This is a genomic window from Salipaludibacillus sp. HK11, assembly GCF_047795645.1.
Classification (GTDB): domain Bacteria; phylum Bacillota; class Bacilli; order Bacillales; family Salisediminibacteriaceae; genus Salipaludibacillus.
This window is the reverse complement of sequence record NZ_CP181045.1, coordinates 3,953,995-3,972,504: the sequence shown is the minus strand read 5'-3', so window position 1 is coordinate 3,972,504 and position 18,510 is coordinate 3,953,995. Positions and strand designations below refer to the sequence as shown.

The following is an 18,510-nucleotide window of genomic DNA, read 5'->3' as shown; positions in this document are numbered from 1 at the left end:
TTTGGATGTCAAAATAATTTTCAAAAACAAGTAAATAAAAAGCCCTCCTAGGCAGAGGGCTTTTATCAATGTTTTAGTTCACTTATTCAAATGTAACGAGCGTTCTTCCCTTCATTTGACCGGCTAATAATTTCGGGAACACTTCCGTTAACTCGTCTATGCCGACTTCATTAGCAATTGACTCAAGATTGTCTAGTTTAAGGTCTGTTGCTAAGCGATTCCACGCTTGCTTTCGCTTCGGCATGTCACATGTGACCGAATCAATTCCTAGCCAATTGACACCTCGTCCGATAAATGGAATCACATTTGTTTCTACATCGCTGCCTGCCGTAAATCCACTTGTCGCAACAGATCCGCCTCTTTTCAGCGTGCTCAGGATATAAGCGAGAGTTTGCCCACCTACGGGATCGACTGCACCCGCCCATTGTTGAGCACGAGTTGGTTTATTTTCAGAGGAGGTTAACTCTTCGCGACTTATCACATTTTTTGCACCCAACTCATATAAGAAGTCGTGCTCCTCTTTTTTGCCAGTGCTCGCTGTTACGTCGTATCCTCGTTTCGCTAACATTGCAACAGCAAGGCTACCAACGCCTCCAGTTGCTCCAGCTACAACAACAGGTCCACTCTCCGGAGTCAACCCATTATCCTCTAACCTTTGAATCGAAAGTGCTGCTGTTAATCCAGCAGTTCCGAGTATCATTGATTCTTTTAATGTTAGTCCGTCTGGAAGCGGGACAACCCAATCAGCGGGAACACGAGCAACTTCACTGAAACCGCCATGGTGACCTGTTCCTATTTTATAACTCGTTGCGATTACCGCATCGCCATCCTTGAAACGTGAATCCTTCGACGAGACAATCGTACCTGCCAAGTCTATACCTGGAATTAACGGATAGAAATTAGCTAATTGGCCTAATTGACCGACGATTGCATCTTTATAATTCACACTCGAATAGGATACTGCTATTGTCACTTCCCCTTCTGACAGCATCGACTCTTCCCACGTCTCCACTCCAGATGTAAGGTTATCATCTTCTTTTCTAATTACAAATGCTTTAAAACTCATTTGATATTCCTCCTTCAAATCGGTTGAACCAATTTGATTTTATTTGTAGATTTTCTATTGTTCACTTAATCACAAATAGTCAGCTGATAAGTTATTCAACGTCACAAATTCAACCTTTATTAGCCCTATACATCCATAATACTTAATTTATCGTTAAAAGTAAAAAATTAAAAGGATGATAGGATCTTAAGCTTTGTTCTCCTATCATCACAACTATTCTAATCGTTCGGATTAATAACAATCTCTACGCGACGATTTTTTTGTCTACCCTTAGAGTCCTCGTTAGACTCCACCGGTTGTGTTTCACCATACCCATGTTTTTCGATACCCAGGGATCCGATATCTCCATTCTTCTCGAGATAATTTTTCACTGACTCGGCTCGCTCTTCAGATAATCCCATATTATAATCTGGATCACCCTCATTGTCTGTATGACCGTTGATAAAAACTGTTGTACCTTCAGCCAATTCCTCTAGAATCTCGATAATCTCTGAAAGTACTTCTTCTGCATCCTCTTTCAACTTGCTTTCATCATAATCAAATAATACATCGTCAGGCACCTGGACTTTCGTTTCATCACCATAAGCAGTTACCATCGCTGACTCTGGAGCAGTCACACCAGGTACATCTGGGTGCAATATCATCTCTATTTTATTTTCACCGTCATCACTTATGACATGTTCCCCTGTCATTTTTTCGAAGCCCTCACCATAAATCAGTTCCGAATTATTGCTTAAAGTATGCAAGCTAGATTGCCAAGAACTCAATTTAATGTATCCCTCTTCCTTTAAATCTAAATAACGAGTCGTTAAGTAAAAGGTGCCATCAGGTTCAACCCTTGTACGAAAATTACCTCCTATACTTAATTGAGGCAAGTGTGAATCAGGTCCTCCGTAGTACATCCCATCTAGAACTGTTCCTTCGAGTAAATTCGTCTTACCTTCTAGATAAAAATACTTGTGATCATTTGTCACTTCTACGTCAATCCATACTTCCGTTTCACCATAGTCTTCAGGTACTTCTTCTCTGTCTGGCGCAGTTATTTGAAATTCCGTTAATTCGTCCTCAAAATAAAAAACCTTAGAGAGCCTAGCCCTATGCAGAATATTATCGGATCTGATTTCCTCACGTTTATATGTAAGTGGGCCTCGGATGTTCTCACCAGATTCACCATAAATTTCGTCTAAATCACCATATTGAGAGGTTGGACTTACCGTTATTTCAATCTCATAAAACCCTTGATCGCTAGCTGGATGATTAAACTCAAACAAGAAAGATCCATCATGATTCACATTTTCTCGATCAAAAACCCCCATTGGAGCTCGAATTCTAAATGGATTATTATACATCTGCCCATCGATAGTGTTTCCTTCTAGAAGATTACTCTGACCGTTTACAACAATTTTATCATCTGTAATCTCAACTGAAGCTTCCATCATCACCTCTTCCGTAAATTCCTCTACAACTTCCTCGTTCATATTCTCTTCATTATTTAGGTTTTCTTGATTCGTTTCCTGTTTAATTTCATAGATGTCATTCTCATTTTCTTGTTCATTTTCATCTTCGTTTTGTATTGACTCGGTCTCCAATGACTCTTCATTATTTGAACACCCAATCACTAGTGCTAGAAAAAGTAATATATAAAGTTTCCGTATCAAAGTACTCACCCCATTAGATAATCTGAAAATCATTTTTATTTCGTTTGTCTAAGTAGAAGCTATCGACAGCAATTTTGAGAAAAATAAATTTCTATCTTCTTATTAACCTTTAGCTTTATTGTCGTTTCTCTTACTTTCATTTTCTTTAACATCTTCCCCTTTGATAATTCTCCATCCCCCTGTAAATATTAAATTAAAAAAAATAAAAATAAATATGGCTGCTATTTGAGAGCGCATTTGCGTGATTTCCACCCCATAAACTTGTTCACTAAGTTGTATTGAAGCATAAGATGCACCGGCTGAGACGAATGTTCCGATAATTAGAAGAACGCCTATTAGATTAAATATCCTCTTATGTTCAGTGCCCTTCCCTCCCCATATCGCTTCAAAAAACTCTTTGCGATATATATGGAATCCAAGTTGAAGAAAGGTATAATCCGAGGAGAGCGATTCCTAAAAATGTAGTTTCTCCAAAATCCCTCCAAACGCTGACAAAAAGCAAACCACTACCAAGATAGCAACATATAAGTATGTAGAGGTTTATCCAACCAATAAATTCCCATTTTTTCATTATATATCCATAAACTGTCCACAATACCATCGCACCAAATAGAATCACGCCGACCTTTTGGTATACAGAGGGCTCATCAACTTCCCCCGCAACAAACGTAGTCCAGCAAGAGGAATAATTAAAAAACTTGAGAACAATTTACTGGCCTGCTCCAATTGTTTAGGAATATACCTTTTCTCCTTCATGATAACCCTCCATTAATTAAATAACCCACCTTTTAGTGAGTAGAAATCTCCACTTAAAAATACTTAGAATTACTCATTGAAATAATATTAGAAGTGCTAGTTAATTTCGTTGTTTTCCAAATTATTCTCTAGTGCTAATACTTCTACTTCATTTCCATTATTTTTTTTTGAACACTCGGCTAACAGCACAAATAAGATAAATATGAATCGATTAAAATTCATTACTTCATTCTTATTTTCATGATTTTAAGTTAATCTCACCTTTGGCCATAGTCCAAAATCCAGAAAAAAACAAATTTAAAAATATACTAACAAAAATACCAGCAAAGCTATAGCGGAGTTGCGAAATTTCTTCACCATATAAGCGCACGCTCGCTAACATTGCTCCATATGAGCTACCACCTGCAATCAATGCTGCTAGACAAAACACGCTAAAGATAAGAGGAAATAATTTTTTATTTCCTCCGCGCCCCCACATTGCATCAAAAAATTCTTTCCGGTAGATGTATGGAATGATAGTAGAAGAAAGGTAGATGATAAGAAACAGGACACCGATAGAACTAATTGCTCCAAAGTATCTCCAAATTCCAACTAAAAGCAAACCAGTCCCCACATGGTTGCAAATAATACAATGAAGTTGAACCCAACCAATTATTTTCCACCTATTCATTATTCTTCCGTAAATTGTCCATAGAATGAGTAGGCCGACCAAAATGAGACTTGCTGAGCCATAGATAATTGATGGCTCAGGATTCGTAGTAGCAAGTGCTCCCCCAATAATAGGCAAGAATAACATCGCCCAAAATCCATGAAGAGTTGCCTCCGCTTCTTTAGCAATATATTTTTTTTCCCTCATTTAAAATCCTCCATTAATTAAACAATCCTCCAAAGAAATTACTACGGTATCAGGCCCTAGTGATTTTAATAAACACCTCATCATTAATGCTGTTCAATCCACACCTCGACTCTCCGATTTTTCGCACGACCTTCTTCCGTCTCGTTATCTGCTGTCGGTCGCGTTTCACCAAAACCTTCTTTCGTAAATGTCACATTATTCAATCCATCTTCACCTTCAAAAAATTCTTTCACCGCTTGCGCTCTTCGTTCAGATAACCCTTGATTGTATTCCGCATCCCCTTCGCTATCTGTATGACCATGGATATCTACATCTGCTCCTTCTAACTTAATCAGTGCATCCGTTATCTCATCCAAAACGTCCTCCGCTTCTGGTTTTAATGTATCGTCATCATAGTCAAATAAGAATGTCTCATCGATTTCAAGCATGACAAATTCGTCCTCTTCTTCAATGACAACTGGCTTGCCTGGTAATGCAAATTGATCGGCTATTTGTCCTAATACCGATCTGTAATTATGCTCATTTTCTACTGTTAATCTCTCCATTTCAATGTCTCTTATCCTATTAATACTATCTTCTCTCTCACCTTTTTTATCGTTTAGAAACCTTCTTAATGGACTATCAATATAGTCATCACTTGATAGTTTCTCTATAATTCGATTTATTTTCAACGACTCGATTGATTGACTAGCTCTCCAACTGTTACTAAATCCCGTGATATTTAGGTCATTGTCCCTTTTAAGCAAAAATGCAGCCCTCTCTTCTTCTACTTCCCACTTGTCCCAATCATAGGAAAATTCACTTGTTCTAGTTAATCCTTCTTCCACCTCTTCTTCAGAGGATCCTGGAATATAAATCCCTCCACCGAATTCAGCGACTTTTTCCAAAACTCTCTGATCACCCTCACTTACATTAATACCAATCACGTTCAAGACCATATCTGAATCAGCCTTGCTCCACACGTCTTCGAACTCTTCAAACAGGTCACTGTCACAGGAACCTATACTATTCGTGACAAGATAAATAACATTTGTATGTTCTTCTGATGGATAATCTGCAAAATCTTCTATCGCCACTTCCAACGCATACGATAGCGACGCTTCTCCACCAATAGAGACCTCACTCAAGGCATCGGGCAATTTACTATAGTGCTTATATTCACCAAATTCGTATATAAGCTCCGTATTTTCACATTCAGATTCCCTTCCTCCTGTTGTACGAACCCCAAACTGAGATCTAACAGGCCTAGGGAGCGCCAAAGCCAAAGTCTCAATTGATTGTGTAGCAATAGCCATTTCATCTTCACTCAATTGTTCACCTATATTTAATACGGTAAGAACATTCAAATGATCTTTCATCATATACCAGACACCCTCAACGTCCGAATCAAATTCCCCCAATTCGTATTTTTCGATTAGATCATCTGTTGCCATATACTCTTCCATTGTTAAATACAACAAAGCTTCCCAATAATATTGCATTTCCACCTCTGTTGCATCTTGTAAAGAAGGAAGCCTATCTTTAACAACCTCCATCATTTCTTCTTCGTCCTCATCTCGATCTAAATGAGCTAATTCGCCCTCTCCATAAGCGATCACATCTTCATAGGTTTCTGGTTCTGACGGTGCTTCAGCAATGAACGGATTCCCACCATCATTTGCTTCCGGCAAATCGTTTTCAGAAGACGATTCGTCAACATCTTCTGAAACATTATTTTCATTCTCACTATTCGTATTATTTTCTACATCGTCATTTTCGTCTCTTTCACATCCAGCTAAAAAGAATGTGATAATACACATAAGATATAGAACTGATTTTTTTACACTTATAGAATAAGTCATCGGAATGCTCCTTAAATAGTTTTTATTCTCTTTGCCAATTTCTTCAGCTGTGACATGACGGAGGCATTTGCACCGTCTTTTAATCTAGCTAATCTAGCAAATATGAATATCTTCTTTAATATCTTTATAACGAACAATCAGATAAAAGGTTCCCACTCGTTTAGATTAAATGTTGTTTCATATATTAGTCATCATTTAGACCTGTAATCTTGAGCTCGCCACTCAGGATTTTTGAGTTTGATAACGAGAGGATGCCAAAATACGATAAAAAATAGGGCAAAAGATATAAATCCTAAAGACATCATCACATTCATAACTTCAAGCCCACCTGTAGCTTCCCTTAGTTGCATACTTCCATAAGAAGCTGGCATGAAAGTAAAAGTTAAAATGGTAATTGTAATGAACGTTAAATTCGTAAATTTTGAGTCCCACTCAGGATAACTAAGGGCTATGACACCCCAAAATACAGGAAACATGAAAAAGCACATTGTTATTAATTTCAAGTTAGGTCTCATAATGTCCTCCAAAAAAATCTTTAAAACGATCTAACTATAAATTTATATGTAAAAGAAGCAACCGCGCTGATCTAATACCAACAGAGTTACTTCTCAATTACTGCTTATTAGGAAGAGCCTAATCAGCTTGCTTTATTCCAATTATCACCTATACTCTCACTTCTAGCGTTTTCTTAACACCATTCTGAATCCTGTTTGTGATTGTCTACCCGCATGAAGAAAAATGCCAGTTGCGATGTGTGGCTTTTCATCGTATTGTTCTTTGAAAGAACTTAGTTTCCAGCTCTACGATCTTGGATCTCTATCAATCTGTCTCTTGTTCCTCGTATAATTCTTCCATTTGCTCTCGCATTTTACTGTGATTTTCTTTATTATCGTCGTAAAGTAGCCCATAAACTTCTTCACCCATATCATAGATTGCTCTATAGCGATCATTTACCATATCATAGGCTTTCTTTCGTTGTTCTTCAGTTAATTTTTCACCTGATTTTAAATAACTCATTATTTCTGAACCAGAAATTCTTTCGTCTTGTATTTTTTTTCTCCAACTGTTGCGCTCTTCGATTATTTCATTCGCTTGTTCGCCTCTAGTAACAGATATTTCAGTGCCCATTTCTCCCTTCCACTGCAACCAAGCACTCGCCATTTCGTTTCCTCGGCTCAGTTCTTCTTTTAACTGATCTTGGTCATCCGCCACTGCGTATACACCCTCCGCCGCTGATGCCATATCCTTCAACTGTTGTTGTTCATCACTTGGTACATCGAATCCAATAATGTTCACAATCGGCATAATCTCAGATTGACCTAATTCCTCTGCCGCCTTAACCGGATCCCCACCGCACGTTTCAATCCCATCACTAACAAGATAAATGAGATTCGTGTTCTCTTCGCCACTTAAGTCTTGATAGTCCTCATGGGTATCTTCGACTGCTTTCGCTATTGGCGTCCATCCATTCGGGAAAAACTCCTCCAAAGTTTCCCCAAATGCCTCCTCCTCGTACGGTTGGAGGTCGTACACTCGATCCACCCGTTCACATGAGACTTCTTGACTTTCTCCAATATGCCCATATACTCGTAGCGATACATTTGCCTCTTCTGGCAACTCCTCCACAAACTCAGTGATCGCTTCTTTCGCTATGTCCATCTTAGGCGTTCCATCAATTTCTTCACTCATACTCCCACTTGAATCAAGAAGAATTTCTACGTTTAAATTCTCTTTCATCTCGTATCGAGAGTCCTCCTCCACTTCCGGAGTTCCAAATGACAACTGTTCCCAACGATTAATGAGTTGTCTTGGATCAGGATAATTTGCTGCATACAAACTCACTACTTGATATATGTAATTTTCCAGTTCTTCTTCACTTGCTTCTTCATGCAGAGACGGTAAAGCATCAACTTCTTCCATAAACGCTTTATTATCTTCACTAAACGATTCACCCTCGAATTTCCCCACTGGAAAATCCATCACTTCTTGAATATTGTTCGGGAGGAGTTCTGCATTCATATCAACTAATTGAAATGTTTCTTCTTCATAGTTGTTTTCGGCGATCTCGTTAATTTCGTTGTTTTCAGAATTATTTACTTCTTTGTTTTCGTTGTTTTCCAACTGATTTTCTGTCGCTGAATCTTCTATTTCATTTTCTTCTGCTAATTGATTATTTTCATTTGAACACGCTGCTAACAGGACAATTAAGATTAATATAAATCGAATAACATTTCGTTGCTTCATTTTCTTGCCTCCTCAGAAACCCTCTATCGTTATAACTCACTATAACCACTCAACTTACTATCTCTTTCAATATTGTTTTCATATCCAATCTTTCTCATTTGAATAAGCTCTTTTACTCTCTGATCCATATATTTACTAGTTCCTTAATAATTGCATGTTCTGAGAATATTTTTCTCTTTCGACTTCATTTCTTTTCTGAATAAATTCTTTCACTCTCGCTTCTACCTCACTTTGTTGTAAAGGTGGTACATCTTTTTCAAATTTTTCAACAGAAGTTTTAAGGGGATGAAGTACTATACTCTTTATGGATTCTTTCAATAGCTTTTCAGACTTAGTTAAATATTGTAAATCAGATCCAACGTATGATTCCTTATTAACAGTAATCCAATTTAAAAGGTTTTTCCGTGAACTTGTTGTATAATCCATTAGTAATGCTTGTTTATAAACTGTTTCAGCAAACTTATTTTCTAGAAAGTTCATATTTTGCGAGATTTCGAGTGTCAACACACTAGTTTTTTTTACTAGATCAATTTTTTCATCCATTTCTTTTCGGATTTGATCTAACTTTTCTTGCCCTTCCTGATGATAAGAGAATGCATTATAAATTTGTAATATTTCTTCTTGTACCTTTACATCGAGTCCATTTATCAACTTGACACTACTTAACAATTTCGTCATTTCATGAGGAAGTTTATCTTCTTTTTGTCTCATTAAATCTAGTTTTGGTGCATTTAACAAACTACTTGTGAAGGGTAATAAGATACCCGTAACTCTTTTGGCTAGATTTCTTTCAACAACGCCCCCTTGGTTATCTAATACCAAGGCATCTGTCGGTTTATTAAACCGAAAATATTGAATAAAGGAATAAGTACTCTCATCTAATTCCGTTTCATAACTAAATAGTTGATGAGTTTCGAGAAATTTTTTATGTTTTTTTATACTACTTTTAAACATGATCATCCTCCAAAAATAATTTTGCACTCTTAAATAAATTGGCAGCTCCATCTACAACATTTTTATTAGTTAATGGTCAAGGTTTTGATAAGATTTTGGAGATTTCCCCCTTCGTGAGCCAAGACTGCTTCAATTATTTAACTAGAATGATAATGAAGAACATACGAAAAAACCGCTTTTTACCGATTTTAAAAGCAGTTATTATCAATTCTCATACAGGTTTGTTTCTTATATTGGCTAAATAAGGGCAGAAAAAGTATAAAAAAGGAGTTTCTGAAACAATTGTCTGCCCCTTTCTAAATCTCCATTTAAAAAGCGAATAAGCGGAATTTGACCCATCATTAAGAAGGCATTTACACTACTTAGCGCAATCATCAACATATAAAATCTATGTAAAAATCGAAAGTTACAATTCCTAAACCCCTAGTTGTTCCTTTTTTTCTAACGCTCGCCATACTTTATCCAAGGTATCTTCCAACTGTCCTTTACCAGCCAATAAGACTGCTTCAGCTTCTTTTTTGTTGTCATATGTAAGGATCCACTGACCTTTAACTAGAAGACTTCCCAAGGTTTCTGTTGTTTCTTCATCCGTGTGCTGGTCGTATTCCAACGTTACTTTGTAATCTGAATCGCTTTCTTTCACAAACTTCGGTTTCTTTGAACGAAACGTCCACTGATCAAATAAGTACGCATGCTTTTGAAATGTCCAAGCCGCCTTTTCGTCAAGCCAATCCAGATGAATCACAAGGAGATATTGTTCGCTTTCTTTCCGGTCAATGAGGGATTCTATGTTTAAGTCATAAATAGGTTTAGACATTTTCAACCTCCAATCAATGATTTTCTGTCATTTAAAACCATAGCGAAAGTAAGCATCCCTAGAAAACTCCTTCAATTCTTGGACAAGTAACTTCGCTGATTTTGTAACAGCTTCTTGCGCCATGTCTTCCTGTTTAAATTGCAATCGATACTTCCCTGTTATAAGAAAATCAAGCATCGTATCCAGTACTTCATATTCTCCTGTAAACTCACTCAAATTTTCACGTCTTTGATTTGTGTCAGCCAATTTATCTAATTCCATAAATGACATGAAATATTTCCCTTTACTTTTAGAGAATAATCTGGGAAACGTCCGGTCAACAGAAAGAAATTGCTTCTTGTAATTCACGGCAAGACTGATAGCCATTTTTTCAAAATCCTTGTTCTCAAACTCAATTTCATTGACAACTACATAGGAATATTCTCCCCCCTGCCTCCGCATTTCCTTCGTGGTAATTTCAAATAATCCTTTGACCCTCATCCTCCGCCCCCTCCCTTTCATTCTTCACCTTTCCATTGTCATGGCCTTCTAAAAATCGCTCCCATATTAACTTCTTGCAATCGCTCCTAGAATAAGGATAGATATGACAGTTATGAATGATTGTAAGTGTGTTTTTTTATCAGTTTTTCCAGTAGATATACTGATTTGTGCTAAAACCGCTACATAAAAACCCGATATTATTATTAAAACAGTAGACCACCTGTAAATTGGGTTGCTCACCAGGATATGGTCTACCTTTCCACCTGTAACCCAAAAGATTAAGAGAATTCCTGGTATTAATATTGCAACTATAATAATTTGAATCATCGTCCATTTTTTTTTATTCAATTTCTAGCACCCGCTTTTAAGTTTATTTTGAATAATACTTTTTCTCCATCTGTTTTTCGATTTCTAGATGCTCTCCTACTTTCAATTCCTCTCCCTTTAATTTTGATTTGAAAAAGGAATCCGTATGAGAACTAATAAAATCAATAGTGAAATTAAGACCAAACATTTCTGAATTATTCCTATTTCCCATAGACATTTTTATATTACCAATTTTTTTAGCTACACTGAAAAGTGGCCCAAACACTGCTCCTACCGCCGCCCCAATTAAGAAATTCGACATTTCGAAACTCCCGGTATTAAAATATCCTCTGAATAGCTCCATAGTTCCAAAAACTCCTCCACTATATGCTGCCCATCCAAGTTTTCCCCCTAATGACGTAAAAATATAGCCTTTTGCAAGGCCGAATGTTAGTGCTGAAGCAACACCTGTAAATAAAGAATCCGTTATTACTTGACTGACAGGTTTTTCTATCCCTAATACATAAAAGTTAATACCGTCTATAATTAAAGATGCCGCTATGCCTCCAAAAAATAGCTTAGCCGCTCCTCCTGCTACTGTTTTTGCAAAACCTAATGCTCCCAACTGTTTCATGCCTAAGTGAACATTTCTTAACCACATCATTTGTAATCCACCTCGGGCCCAAATAAATGCTTTGCCCAAAGCCTTTGCTCCTGCTACAATTCCTCCCATACTTTGAGCAACACCGCCTAACAAGCCTCCTCCTGCTGCCCACAAAAAGGAATGACCCCAGTTAAATGAGTCCGATCCTCCGTTTATTGCGAAGTATATACCAGCAAATAATGCTGCACCTCCAATAGCTACTAATGCAACAGGCCATGTAACAAGTCCAATTAGAACAATTCCTACTGCGATGGCAGCAACACCAAGAACAGACACAATGGTTTTAACTAGGTCCTGTCCCAAGTCTCCAAGAGAATCCCATTTGTCGGCGATCCATTCTCCCGCTGAGTTCAGCCAATCAAGTGAGCTTTCCCATAAGCTACTAGTTTTTGCCACAGTATCATCCCATAATTCCCCGGCATTTTCCATACCACGTTTACCTTGTTCTTTCATGAAGTCCCAAGTTATTTCTCCCCCGTTACGAATACCGTCCCAAGCTGTCTCAAAACCGTCCCTAAGACTCTCTCCTAAATCTCCCCAAAAACCTCGGTCTTTGTCGTCACCGTTTGGATCAGAATGATTTGGATCAGGGTTGTTCGTGCCTGGACCTCCGGGGTTTGAACCTTGCTCAGGAATACCTCCAGGGATAAAGCCACCTGGTGCATCTGGCCCCCAATTTCCACCGCCTGATCCGTTACCGGATGTACCGCTTGTCGCATCCGTATCAACAAGACGAAAAGGCTCCTCATCAGGCATGATAAACCCATCATCGTCATCTGAAGCATAGGATGCATGTGTGAAGGACAAAAGTGTTCCTAACATGATCACGATAAATATGCTTATAGTCCATTTATACTGCTTATGAAACTGTATCAAATTTCATTCCTCCCTTCTTCTATTCTCTTCTTCTCTCCGTTATTAAGCTAAAGGTTACATTCCGCCTGTGCAGCGGCTCGGCATAAACTCAAATCCCGGAATACCACCGACATCCGCTGCCGCTTCAGCAAAAATATCATTGTTCAGTACATCTTCCTTATCAATGGTGACATAATCCGGATTACGTTTAGTGAATACCTGAATTTTGAATTCATTGTCGTAAGGAAAGCGAACGACAATATCATTGTTTGATTCATGAACCGCCCCGTTTTTTACTGCGAAGTAGATTGCTGCCTCTTCAATCTCATTCCATTCATTGGATATCCCATAACAGGCAATAGCAGTCACATCCCCATCATCATCAAAAAAGAAATCCAATGCCTCTTCAAAGTCTATATCTGCTGTTGGGTCGTTTAGACGATCGACGATGGAATCCGGAATATCTAAATCATCAATAATATTCTCTAGATACTCCTCTTCATCAAATTCCGGAGGATCTTCTTCTTCATCAATATCTGCTAGAAAGTCCTCTTCTTCATCTTCTAATAAGTCTCCTATTTCTTCCTCGAGATCCTCTAAACGATCCACCACTTCTTCTAGCAATGCCTCTCGTGAAGCATGACGAGCTTCTTTTGCCGCAGCAAGAACTCCGGAATCGGCTCCCGTCTGACTTACACGTTTATTTGCAAAGGTTGTAAACAAGTCAAAAAACATAAAGGCCATAAAAATAGAAGCCATCAAAATAGCCATAATCATGATCAAAGTACTTCCTTGTTCGTTTTTCAAGACCTTCATTACCCTAACCTCCCTGTCCCATCCTTTGCACTAAATGTCTTCTTCTTCGCCTTCATACGGCATCGTGGCGTTAGAAGTTATAGTTTGTTCAATATTTTTAATAAACGGCATTTGTATAACCGGTACTTTTGTTTCTACCGTAATGGTTACTTCCTCTCCATAAGAGGAAGACCCTAAAGACATTTCAGGTTCATTTACAATATCCAATCCATATGCAGACCGCTCTATCACCGTTCGGTAGTCGCCGTTTACAGAGGCTGTTCTCGCACCATCCCTGGCTGCTGCTTCAGTGACCACAATGGCATAAGCAACTAGCGCAATTTGCCAGATCAATAAAAATGATAAAATAATGAGAGGAAAGATGGCCACAAACTCAATTGTCTGTGACCCTTTTTCGTTTTTTACATAACGTTTGCATATTTTTTGCATCTTCGTTCAATCCTCTCCTATTAAGAATTTTATCCTTCACCTCCACCACCAGAACCAATCTGTTCAACAAGGTTACCAATTGTGTCAATTATTCTTTCAGCGATATCATTTCCACCATCAGCTTGAAGGTATGTGACAATAGCCGAAATAAACACAATAACCAGCAATCCTAGTGCTACCCATTCCAGAGATAGTGCCCCTTTTTCTTCTTGGAGGGTATCCATAACTTCTTCCTTTTTCTGAACCCACAACGTATAGATTTTTTTAAACATAATAAATCTCTCCTTTTTAATGTAATTTGTCTCTTTGTAACATAGTGTTTTTAAGAAAATCTAATATGAAAATAGACGAAATTGAATTGCCAAAGATCTAATTAAAGAAAACATCCAACCCGAAGGCACCAGGGTTATACATTAAATTCAGTACCATTAAACCTACAATAAGTAAAAGTACCGATGGCGCAACAAAAAATGTTGTTACTAATGTGATTTGCGGACTTGCTTTTGCTGCTTTTTCTTTTGCCTTATATCCTCGTGTTTGACGTAAATCACTTGCTTGAACGTTAAAGGTCTGAGCAATTGGCACCCCCAATTCGTCGCCTTGAATCAAAGAATGAACAAGATTTTCTAATTCCTTGGATGTATTTCGATCTAATAACTCCTTAAATGCTTTCTTCCTCGGAACCCCTAGGCTTGTCTCTCGTGTATACCGACTTATTTCTTCACTGAGCGGACCTTCCATTTTACTCGAAACTTGCCTTAACGCTCCTTCAAGAGAAGCGCCCGCTCTTAAAGAGATACTTACAATATCCATAAAGTCTGGCATAGAGGCACTTATGACCTCTTGTCTGTCTTTCGCTTTGTATCTTATCCATAGATTTGGAACTAAAAATCCTAGAACAGGCATAATAATCAGTGCAAGATTTCCATAGGGCATGCCTATAAGCTGATATGGCCAAAATATAATCAACGAACCAAAACCAAGTACGTAACGAAGACCATAAAATTTTTGTAAATCCAATCCTAATGGATTACCCGCATAGGTCAAAAAACGCTCATCACGATCTTCTTTTGCAAAAAATGGATACTTCATAGCTGTTGGTCCCACATATTCCGCTCCCTTTAACAAAGGCCCTGATATCCGCTCACCAAAAGAGCGCTTATGTCTTTTTTTCTTTCCGCCATCACCTACATATGAAAAGAACTTTTGCTTTTTAGCTACATAAATCCATATATATATAAATCCAAGTAAGATGAACAACAGTATGGAACCTATAAAGAGTGAGACTAATGTTAGTAAGGCATCGTCATTCATAACATCACACCCTTATTCTTGTAATTTGCTTTATCATGAAATAAGCGACAAGCTGGAGGCTAATAAAAACTACTAGTAAAACCAACCCTAATGCAGTGAACAACGGATTTAAAAATCCAGGAATGACCATGTTCATGATAACGGCCATGAAAACTGGAAGAAGTGGAAGTATAAGGGCGATGTATTTCGACTCCGCTGTTATCGTGGTTATCTCTTTATTTACTCTCGCCCGTTCTTCCAATGTTTCCGCCATCATGCTTAGAACTTCAACGAGATTCCCGCCTACTCTTCGTTGAATAGAAATCGTATTGACAAATATTTTTAATTCTTCACTTGCAATCTTCTTTGTGAGCCCATTCATAACTTCATCAAAATTACTCCCCAGGTTCAACTCCTGATTCATCTCTTGAAACTCCCTTTTGGCTGGGTCCGGCAGTTCCTTTTCAACAATACTAATGCCTTGATGAAGCGTCATTCCAGCTTTTACAGCATTACTCATCATCCGGCATATTTCCGGAAGCTGTCTATTAAACTCGACAGACCGCTTGCTTTTTCTCGAGTTCAAGAAAAATTTCGACCCAATCCAAACGAGAAAATACGCTAATACCACATCAAGTGGAAAGAGCAATTGAAGAATAAAATGATTCATTAACCATAGAGCAGCAAAAAGTGACAGACAGATCGCTACATATTCCGAAGCTTTCATCGATAAATCAGCTTGTAAAAGCCGTTCTCTCAGAGACTCAGACAATTCAGACCTGTCAAACTTGTCACCAAAAAGGTAAATGAAACTCCTCCGTTTCTTTTCATCCTCATTTTCAAACCATAATTGGGCTCGTTTGGCTGCTTTCTGAGATTGAAAGCTTTGCCAGTAAAAATAGCAGGCTATGAAAAATGTAAGCAACATTCCACTCATTGATAGAAGTATCATCATGATAAGCACCTCTTGTTAAACAACGTTTCATCGAGTTCAATGCCGAATCCTTGAATTCTATTATAGACATGCGGAACGTAGCCAGTAGCTTCGAAATTTCCTATTACTTTTCCATCATCACTTGTTCCTTTTCTATTAAAATGAAAGATATCTTTTATCAGTACTTCACCATTTTCTTCCACTACTTCAGAGATTTTAACAAGTTTTCGACGACCATCAATGAGCCTTTCACTTTGAACAATAATGTCTAATGCTCCTACAAAATATCCTCGGATAACATCAACAGTTAATGGGAGACCAGACATGATAACCATGGCTTCCAACCTTCCGAGTGCATCTTTCGGAGTGTTGGCGTGGACAGTAGTAAGCGATCCTTCATGACCTGTGTTCATAGCCTGAAGCATATCAATGGCTTCCGTTCCCCTTACTTCTCCGACAATGATCCGGTCAGGCCTCATTCTCAACGCATTCTTTACAAGGTGTCGAATCCCAATCTCTCCTGAACCTTCCATGTTTGCTGGTCTTGCTTCCATGCGGACAAGATTCTCGTAGCCAAAACGTAATTCTGCCATATCCTCAATCGTTACAATCCGTTCTCCACTTGGAATGGCTGCAGACAACACGTTTAGTAGCGTAGTTTTTCCACTTCCTGTACCACCTGATACGAGAATGTTGCATTTCGCTTTTACTAGAGCTGTTAAAAACTCCCCCATAATGGGATGGAAAGATTCTAATTCGATAAGTTCTCTCATAGAAAATGGATCGGCTTTAAATTTTCTTATAGAAATGACAGGTCCATCTAAACTGACAGGTGGAATGGCTGCGTTCACTCGACTTCCATCATGAAGTCGTGCGTCAACCATCGGTGAACTTTCGTCAATTCTTCGACCTAAAGGTGCAATTATTCGGTCAATAATATGACGTATATGCTCTTCATCTTTAAACCTTACACTAGTCCTCTTTAATTTCCCCTTACGCTCAATGAAGATTTCATTAGGACTGTTCACCATAATCTCGGTTATATCATCTTGCTGTAGGAGAGACTCCAGCGGACCATAACCGACCGATTCATTTATAAGCTGATTGATAATTTCGTGCATGACATTCGCAGGAATTATAACACGCTCTTCTTCAATCATTTTGGAAATGAGTCGTTCTATCGTATATTTTCTTTCCTGAGGATCTAATGTCGTAATAGACTCTAGATCAGCTTCTTTAATGAGTCTATCTTTATAATGTCGGACCCATTTATCTACTTCATCTTCCTGTATAAGACTCGTTTTCGCATTAGTGCTAGTATTTCTTTGTTTCACTTTTTGGACCCAAGACATTTTTTCCACCTGCCTTATTTAAAAATGTTATAACATTATTAGTTCCTTTACTTTTTGATGATTGGTACTATTTGTTTCTCCACAAATCTATCGATATCTTTTGTAACTTTCGACTTTGCCTTTTTTCCGTTTGGTAAGAAAAAGGGGATACCCATATTTAGCATTGGTTGAATCCCATAGTAATCAGCACGAATATTGCCTTCCACAGGGATGTCAATGATTTTTTTTACGTCTGCTTCCGTCATCTCATCTTTTTTCCCTGTGCGATTTAGAATTAGAGATAGTCCTTGTTTTTTACCTATTTGAAAGCGATCGAATAAAGCAAGACTATGCTTCAAAGCTCGAAGACTTAGGCTATCAGGTGTAACAACGTAATAAATGTGGCTAGCTTCGTTTAAACCAGTGAAGCTTAATGACGATACTTGGCTTGGCATATCAATCAAAACGTAGTCATAGTGTTCTTTCAAGACACGAATCATTCTGGAAATTAGTTCATCTTCCATTTCTTCTGCCTGTTCAGGGTTTGATGGCCCAAGAATCACATCTACACCCGTTTCTTCATGTGTCACTGCAATGTTATGAATATGATGGATCGCTAGTTCCTCTAGTACTGGCTTCAAATCATAATAAGATCTCTGATGGTCTAACCCCATCAAAACGTCTATCCCTCCAAACTGGGCGTTTAAGTCCAGAAGGGCAACTTTTTTATCATGCTGAGTTTGAAGACATTGAGATGATAGTGTGGCAAGAATACTCTTACCGGCACCTCCTTTAGAACTATAAAATACGAGCACATTTCCTCTTGAGTTGAAACTATCACCTGTACTTGCCAACAACATCTCCTGATTTAGCTTGTCATGAAGATGGTTTATTATATCAACAACCCGTTCGTCTTCCTCCTCAGGCAATAAGACGTCATAAATACCAAACTTCATTAAGTCTCTCACTTGATCGAATGACTTTTGTTTAGTGAGAATAATAATGTACGTTTGAGAGGCAGTCCATAACGTGGATTCCATCTCCACAAATGCTTCATCTACAAATATAAGATTGTAACCTTGTTGAAGAAATTCTTCACTCCAATCGTTTTCCGACACTGCGATCATCTGTTTTTTTTCAAGATGATCGCAAAGTTTTTGACGAGTCTCTTCGTCTTTCGTTATGATTAACGCGCGTAGCTCAGTCATTG

Annotated in this window: 19 protein-coding genes; all 19 read right to left on the bottom strand. The window is 38.1% G+C overall.

The features are described 5' to 3' along the window. Positions 1–82: 82 nt before the first annotated feature. Positions 83–1,066, bottom strand: a complete 984-nt coding sequence (locus tag ACM26V_RS18790) for an acryloyl-CoA reductase (protein ID WP_416148256.1) — start codon at positions 1,064–1,066, stop codon at positions 83–85. Positions 1,067–1,284: 218 nt separating this feature from the next. Further along, positions 1,285–2,724 (bottom strand): OmpA family protein, encoded by a 1,440-nt coding sequence (locus ACM26V_RS18785; protein WP_416148255.1) that lies wholly within the window; start codon positions 2,722–2,724, stop codon positions 1,285–1,287. 852 nt (positions 2,725–3,576) lie between these two features. After that, positions 3,577–3,702, bottom strand: a complete 126-nt coding sequence (locus ACM26V_RS18780; protein WP_416148254.1) for a hypothetical protein — start codon at positions 3,700–3,702, stop codon at positions 3,577–3,579. 16 nt (positions 3,703–3,718) lie between these two features. Beyond that, positions 3,719–4,336, bottom strand: coding sequence for a hypothetical protein (locus ACM26V_RS18775; protein ID WP_416148253.1), 618 nt, complete (start codon positions 4,334–4,336; stop codon positions 3,719–3,721). Positions 4,337–4,419: 83 nt separating this feature from the next. Beyond that, entirely contained in the window at positions 4,420–6,177 is a 1,758-nt protein-coding gene (locus ACM26V_RS18770) for an OmpA family protein (RefSeq protein ID WP_416148252.1), read from the bottom strand. A 191-nt stretch (positions 6,178–6,368) separates the two neighbouring features. After that, positions 6,369–6,692, bottom strand: coding sequence for a hypothetical protein (locus tag ACM26V_RS18765; RefSeq protein WP_416148251.1), 324 nt, complete (start codon positions 6,690–6,692; stop codon positions 6,369–6,371). A gap of 304 nt (positions 6,693–6,996) precedes the next feature. Beyond that, positions 6,997–8,421 carry a VWA domain-containing protein gene (locus tag ACM26V_RS18760; protein WP_416148250.1) on the bottom strand — a complete coding sequence of 475 codons (1,425 nt, stop codon included), beginning with the start codon at positions 8,419–8,421 and terminating at the stop codon, positions 6,997–6,999. Positions 8,422–8,556: 135 nt separating this feature from the next. After that, positions 8,557–9,375, bottom strand: coding sequence for a hypothetical protein (locus ACM26V_RS18755; protein ID WP_416148249.1), 819 nt, complete (start codon positions 9,373–9,375; stop codon positions 8,557–8,559). Between the two features lie 415 nt (positions 9,376–9,790). Next, positions 9,791–10,192: a hypothetical protein gene (locus ACM26V_RS18750; protein WP_416148248.1), complete on the bottom strand. Its 402-nt coding sequence runs from the start codon at positions 10,190–10,192 to the stop codon at positions 9,791–9,793. A 27-nt stretch (positions 10,193–10,219) separates the two neighbouring features. Continuing rightward, positions 10,220–10,672, bottom strand: a complete 453-nt coding sequence (locus ACM26V_RS18745) for a hypothetical protein (protein WP_416148247.1) — start codon at positions 10,670–10,672, stop codon at positions 10,220–10,222. Positions 10,673–10,738: 66 nt separating this feature from the next. After that, positions 10,739–11,020 carry a hypothetical protein gene (locus tag ACM26V_RS18740; RefSeq protein ID WP_416148245.1) on the bottom strand — a complete coding sequence of 94 codons (282 nt, stop codon included), beginning with the start codon at positions 11,018–11,020 and terminating at the stop codon, positions 10,739–10,741. Positions 11,021–11,042: 22 nt separating this feature from the next. Continuing rightward, positions 11,043–12,518 carry a hypothetical protein gene (locus tag ACM26V_RS18735; protein WP_416148244.1) on the bottom strand — a complete coding sequence of 492 codons (1,476 nt, stop codon included), beginning with the start codon at positions 12,516–12,518 and terminating at the stop codon, positions 11,043–11,045. Positions 12,519–12,572: 54 nt separating this feature from the next. Beyond that, positions 12,573–13,313: a pilus assembly protein TadG-related protein gene (locus ACM26V_RS18730; RefSeq protein WP_416148243.1), complete on the bottom strand. Its 741-nt coding sequence runs from the start codon at positions 13,311–13,313 to the stop codon at positions 12,573–12,575. 30 nt (positions 13,314–13,343) lie between these two features. Then, the gene (locus tag ACM26V_RS18725; protein ID WP_416148242.1) at positions 13,344–13,742 is read right to left on the bottom strand and encodes a TadE/TadG family type IV pilus assembly protein; all 399 of its coding nucleotides are present in this window, start codon (positions 13,740–13,742) and stop codon (positions 13,344–13,346) included. A gap of 29 nt (positions 13,743–13,771) precedes the next feature. After that, positions 13,772–14,014 (bottom strand): hypothetical protein, encoded by a 243-nt coding sequence (locus ACM26V_RS18720; protein ID WP_416148241.1) that lies wholly within the window; start codon positions 14,012–14,014, stop codon positions 13,772–13,774. Positions 14,015–14,111: 97 nt separating this feature from the next. Further along, a complete protein-coding gene (locus ACM26V_RS18715) occupies positions 14,112–15,056 on the bottom strand; it encodes a type II secretion system F family protein (protein ID WP_416148240.1) in 945 nt (314 codons plus the stop codon). Positions 15,057–15,060: 4 nt separating this feature from the next. After that, positions 15,061–15,990 (bottom strand): type II secretion system F family protein, encoded by a 930-nt coding sequence (locus ACM26V_RS18710; RefSeq protein WP_416148239.1) that lies wholly within the window; start codon positions 15,988–15,990, stop codon positions 15,061–15,063. Next, positions 15,987–17,321: a CpaF family protein gene (locus ACM26V_RS18705; RefSeq protein WP_416148238.1), complete on the bottom strand. Its 1,335-nt coding sequence runs from the start codon at positions 17,319–17,321 to the stop codon at positions 15,987–15,989. Before ACM26V_RS18705 ends, ACM26V_RS18710 begins: the two co-directional genes overlap by 4 nt. 47 nt (positions 17,322–17,368) lie before the next feature. Beyond that, positions 17,369–18,508 carry an AAA family ATPase gene (locus ACM26V_RS18700; RefSeq protein ID WP_416148237.1) on the bottom strand — a complete coding sequence of 380 codons (1,140 nt, stop codon included), beginning with the start codon at positions 18,506–18,508 and terminating at the stop codon, positions 17,369–17,371. Positions 18,509–18,510 lie beyond the last annotated feature (2 nt).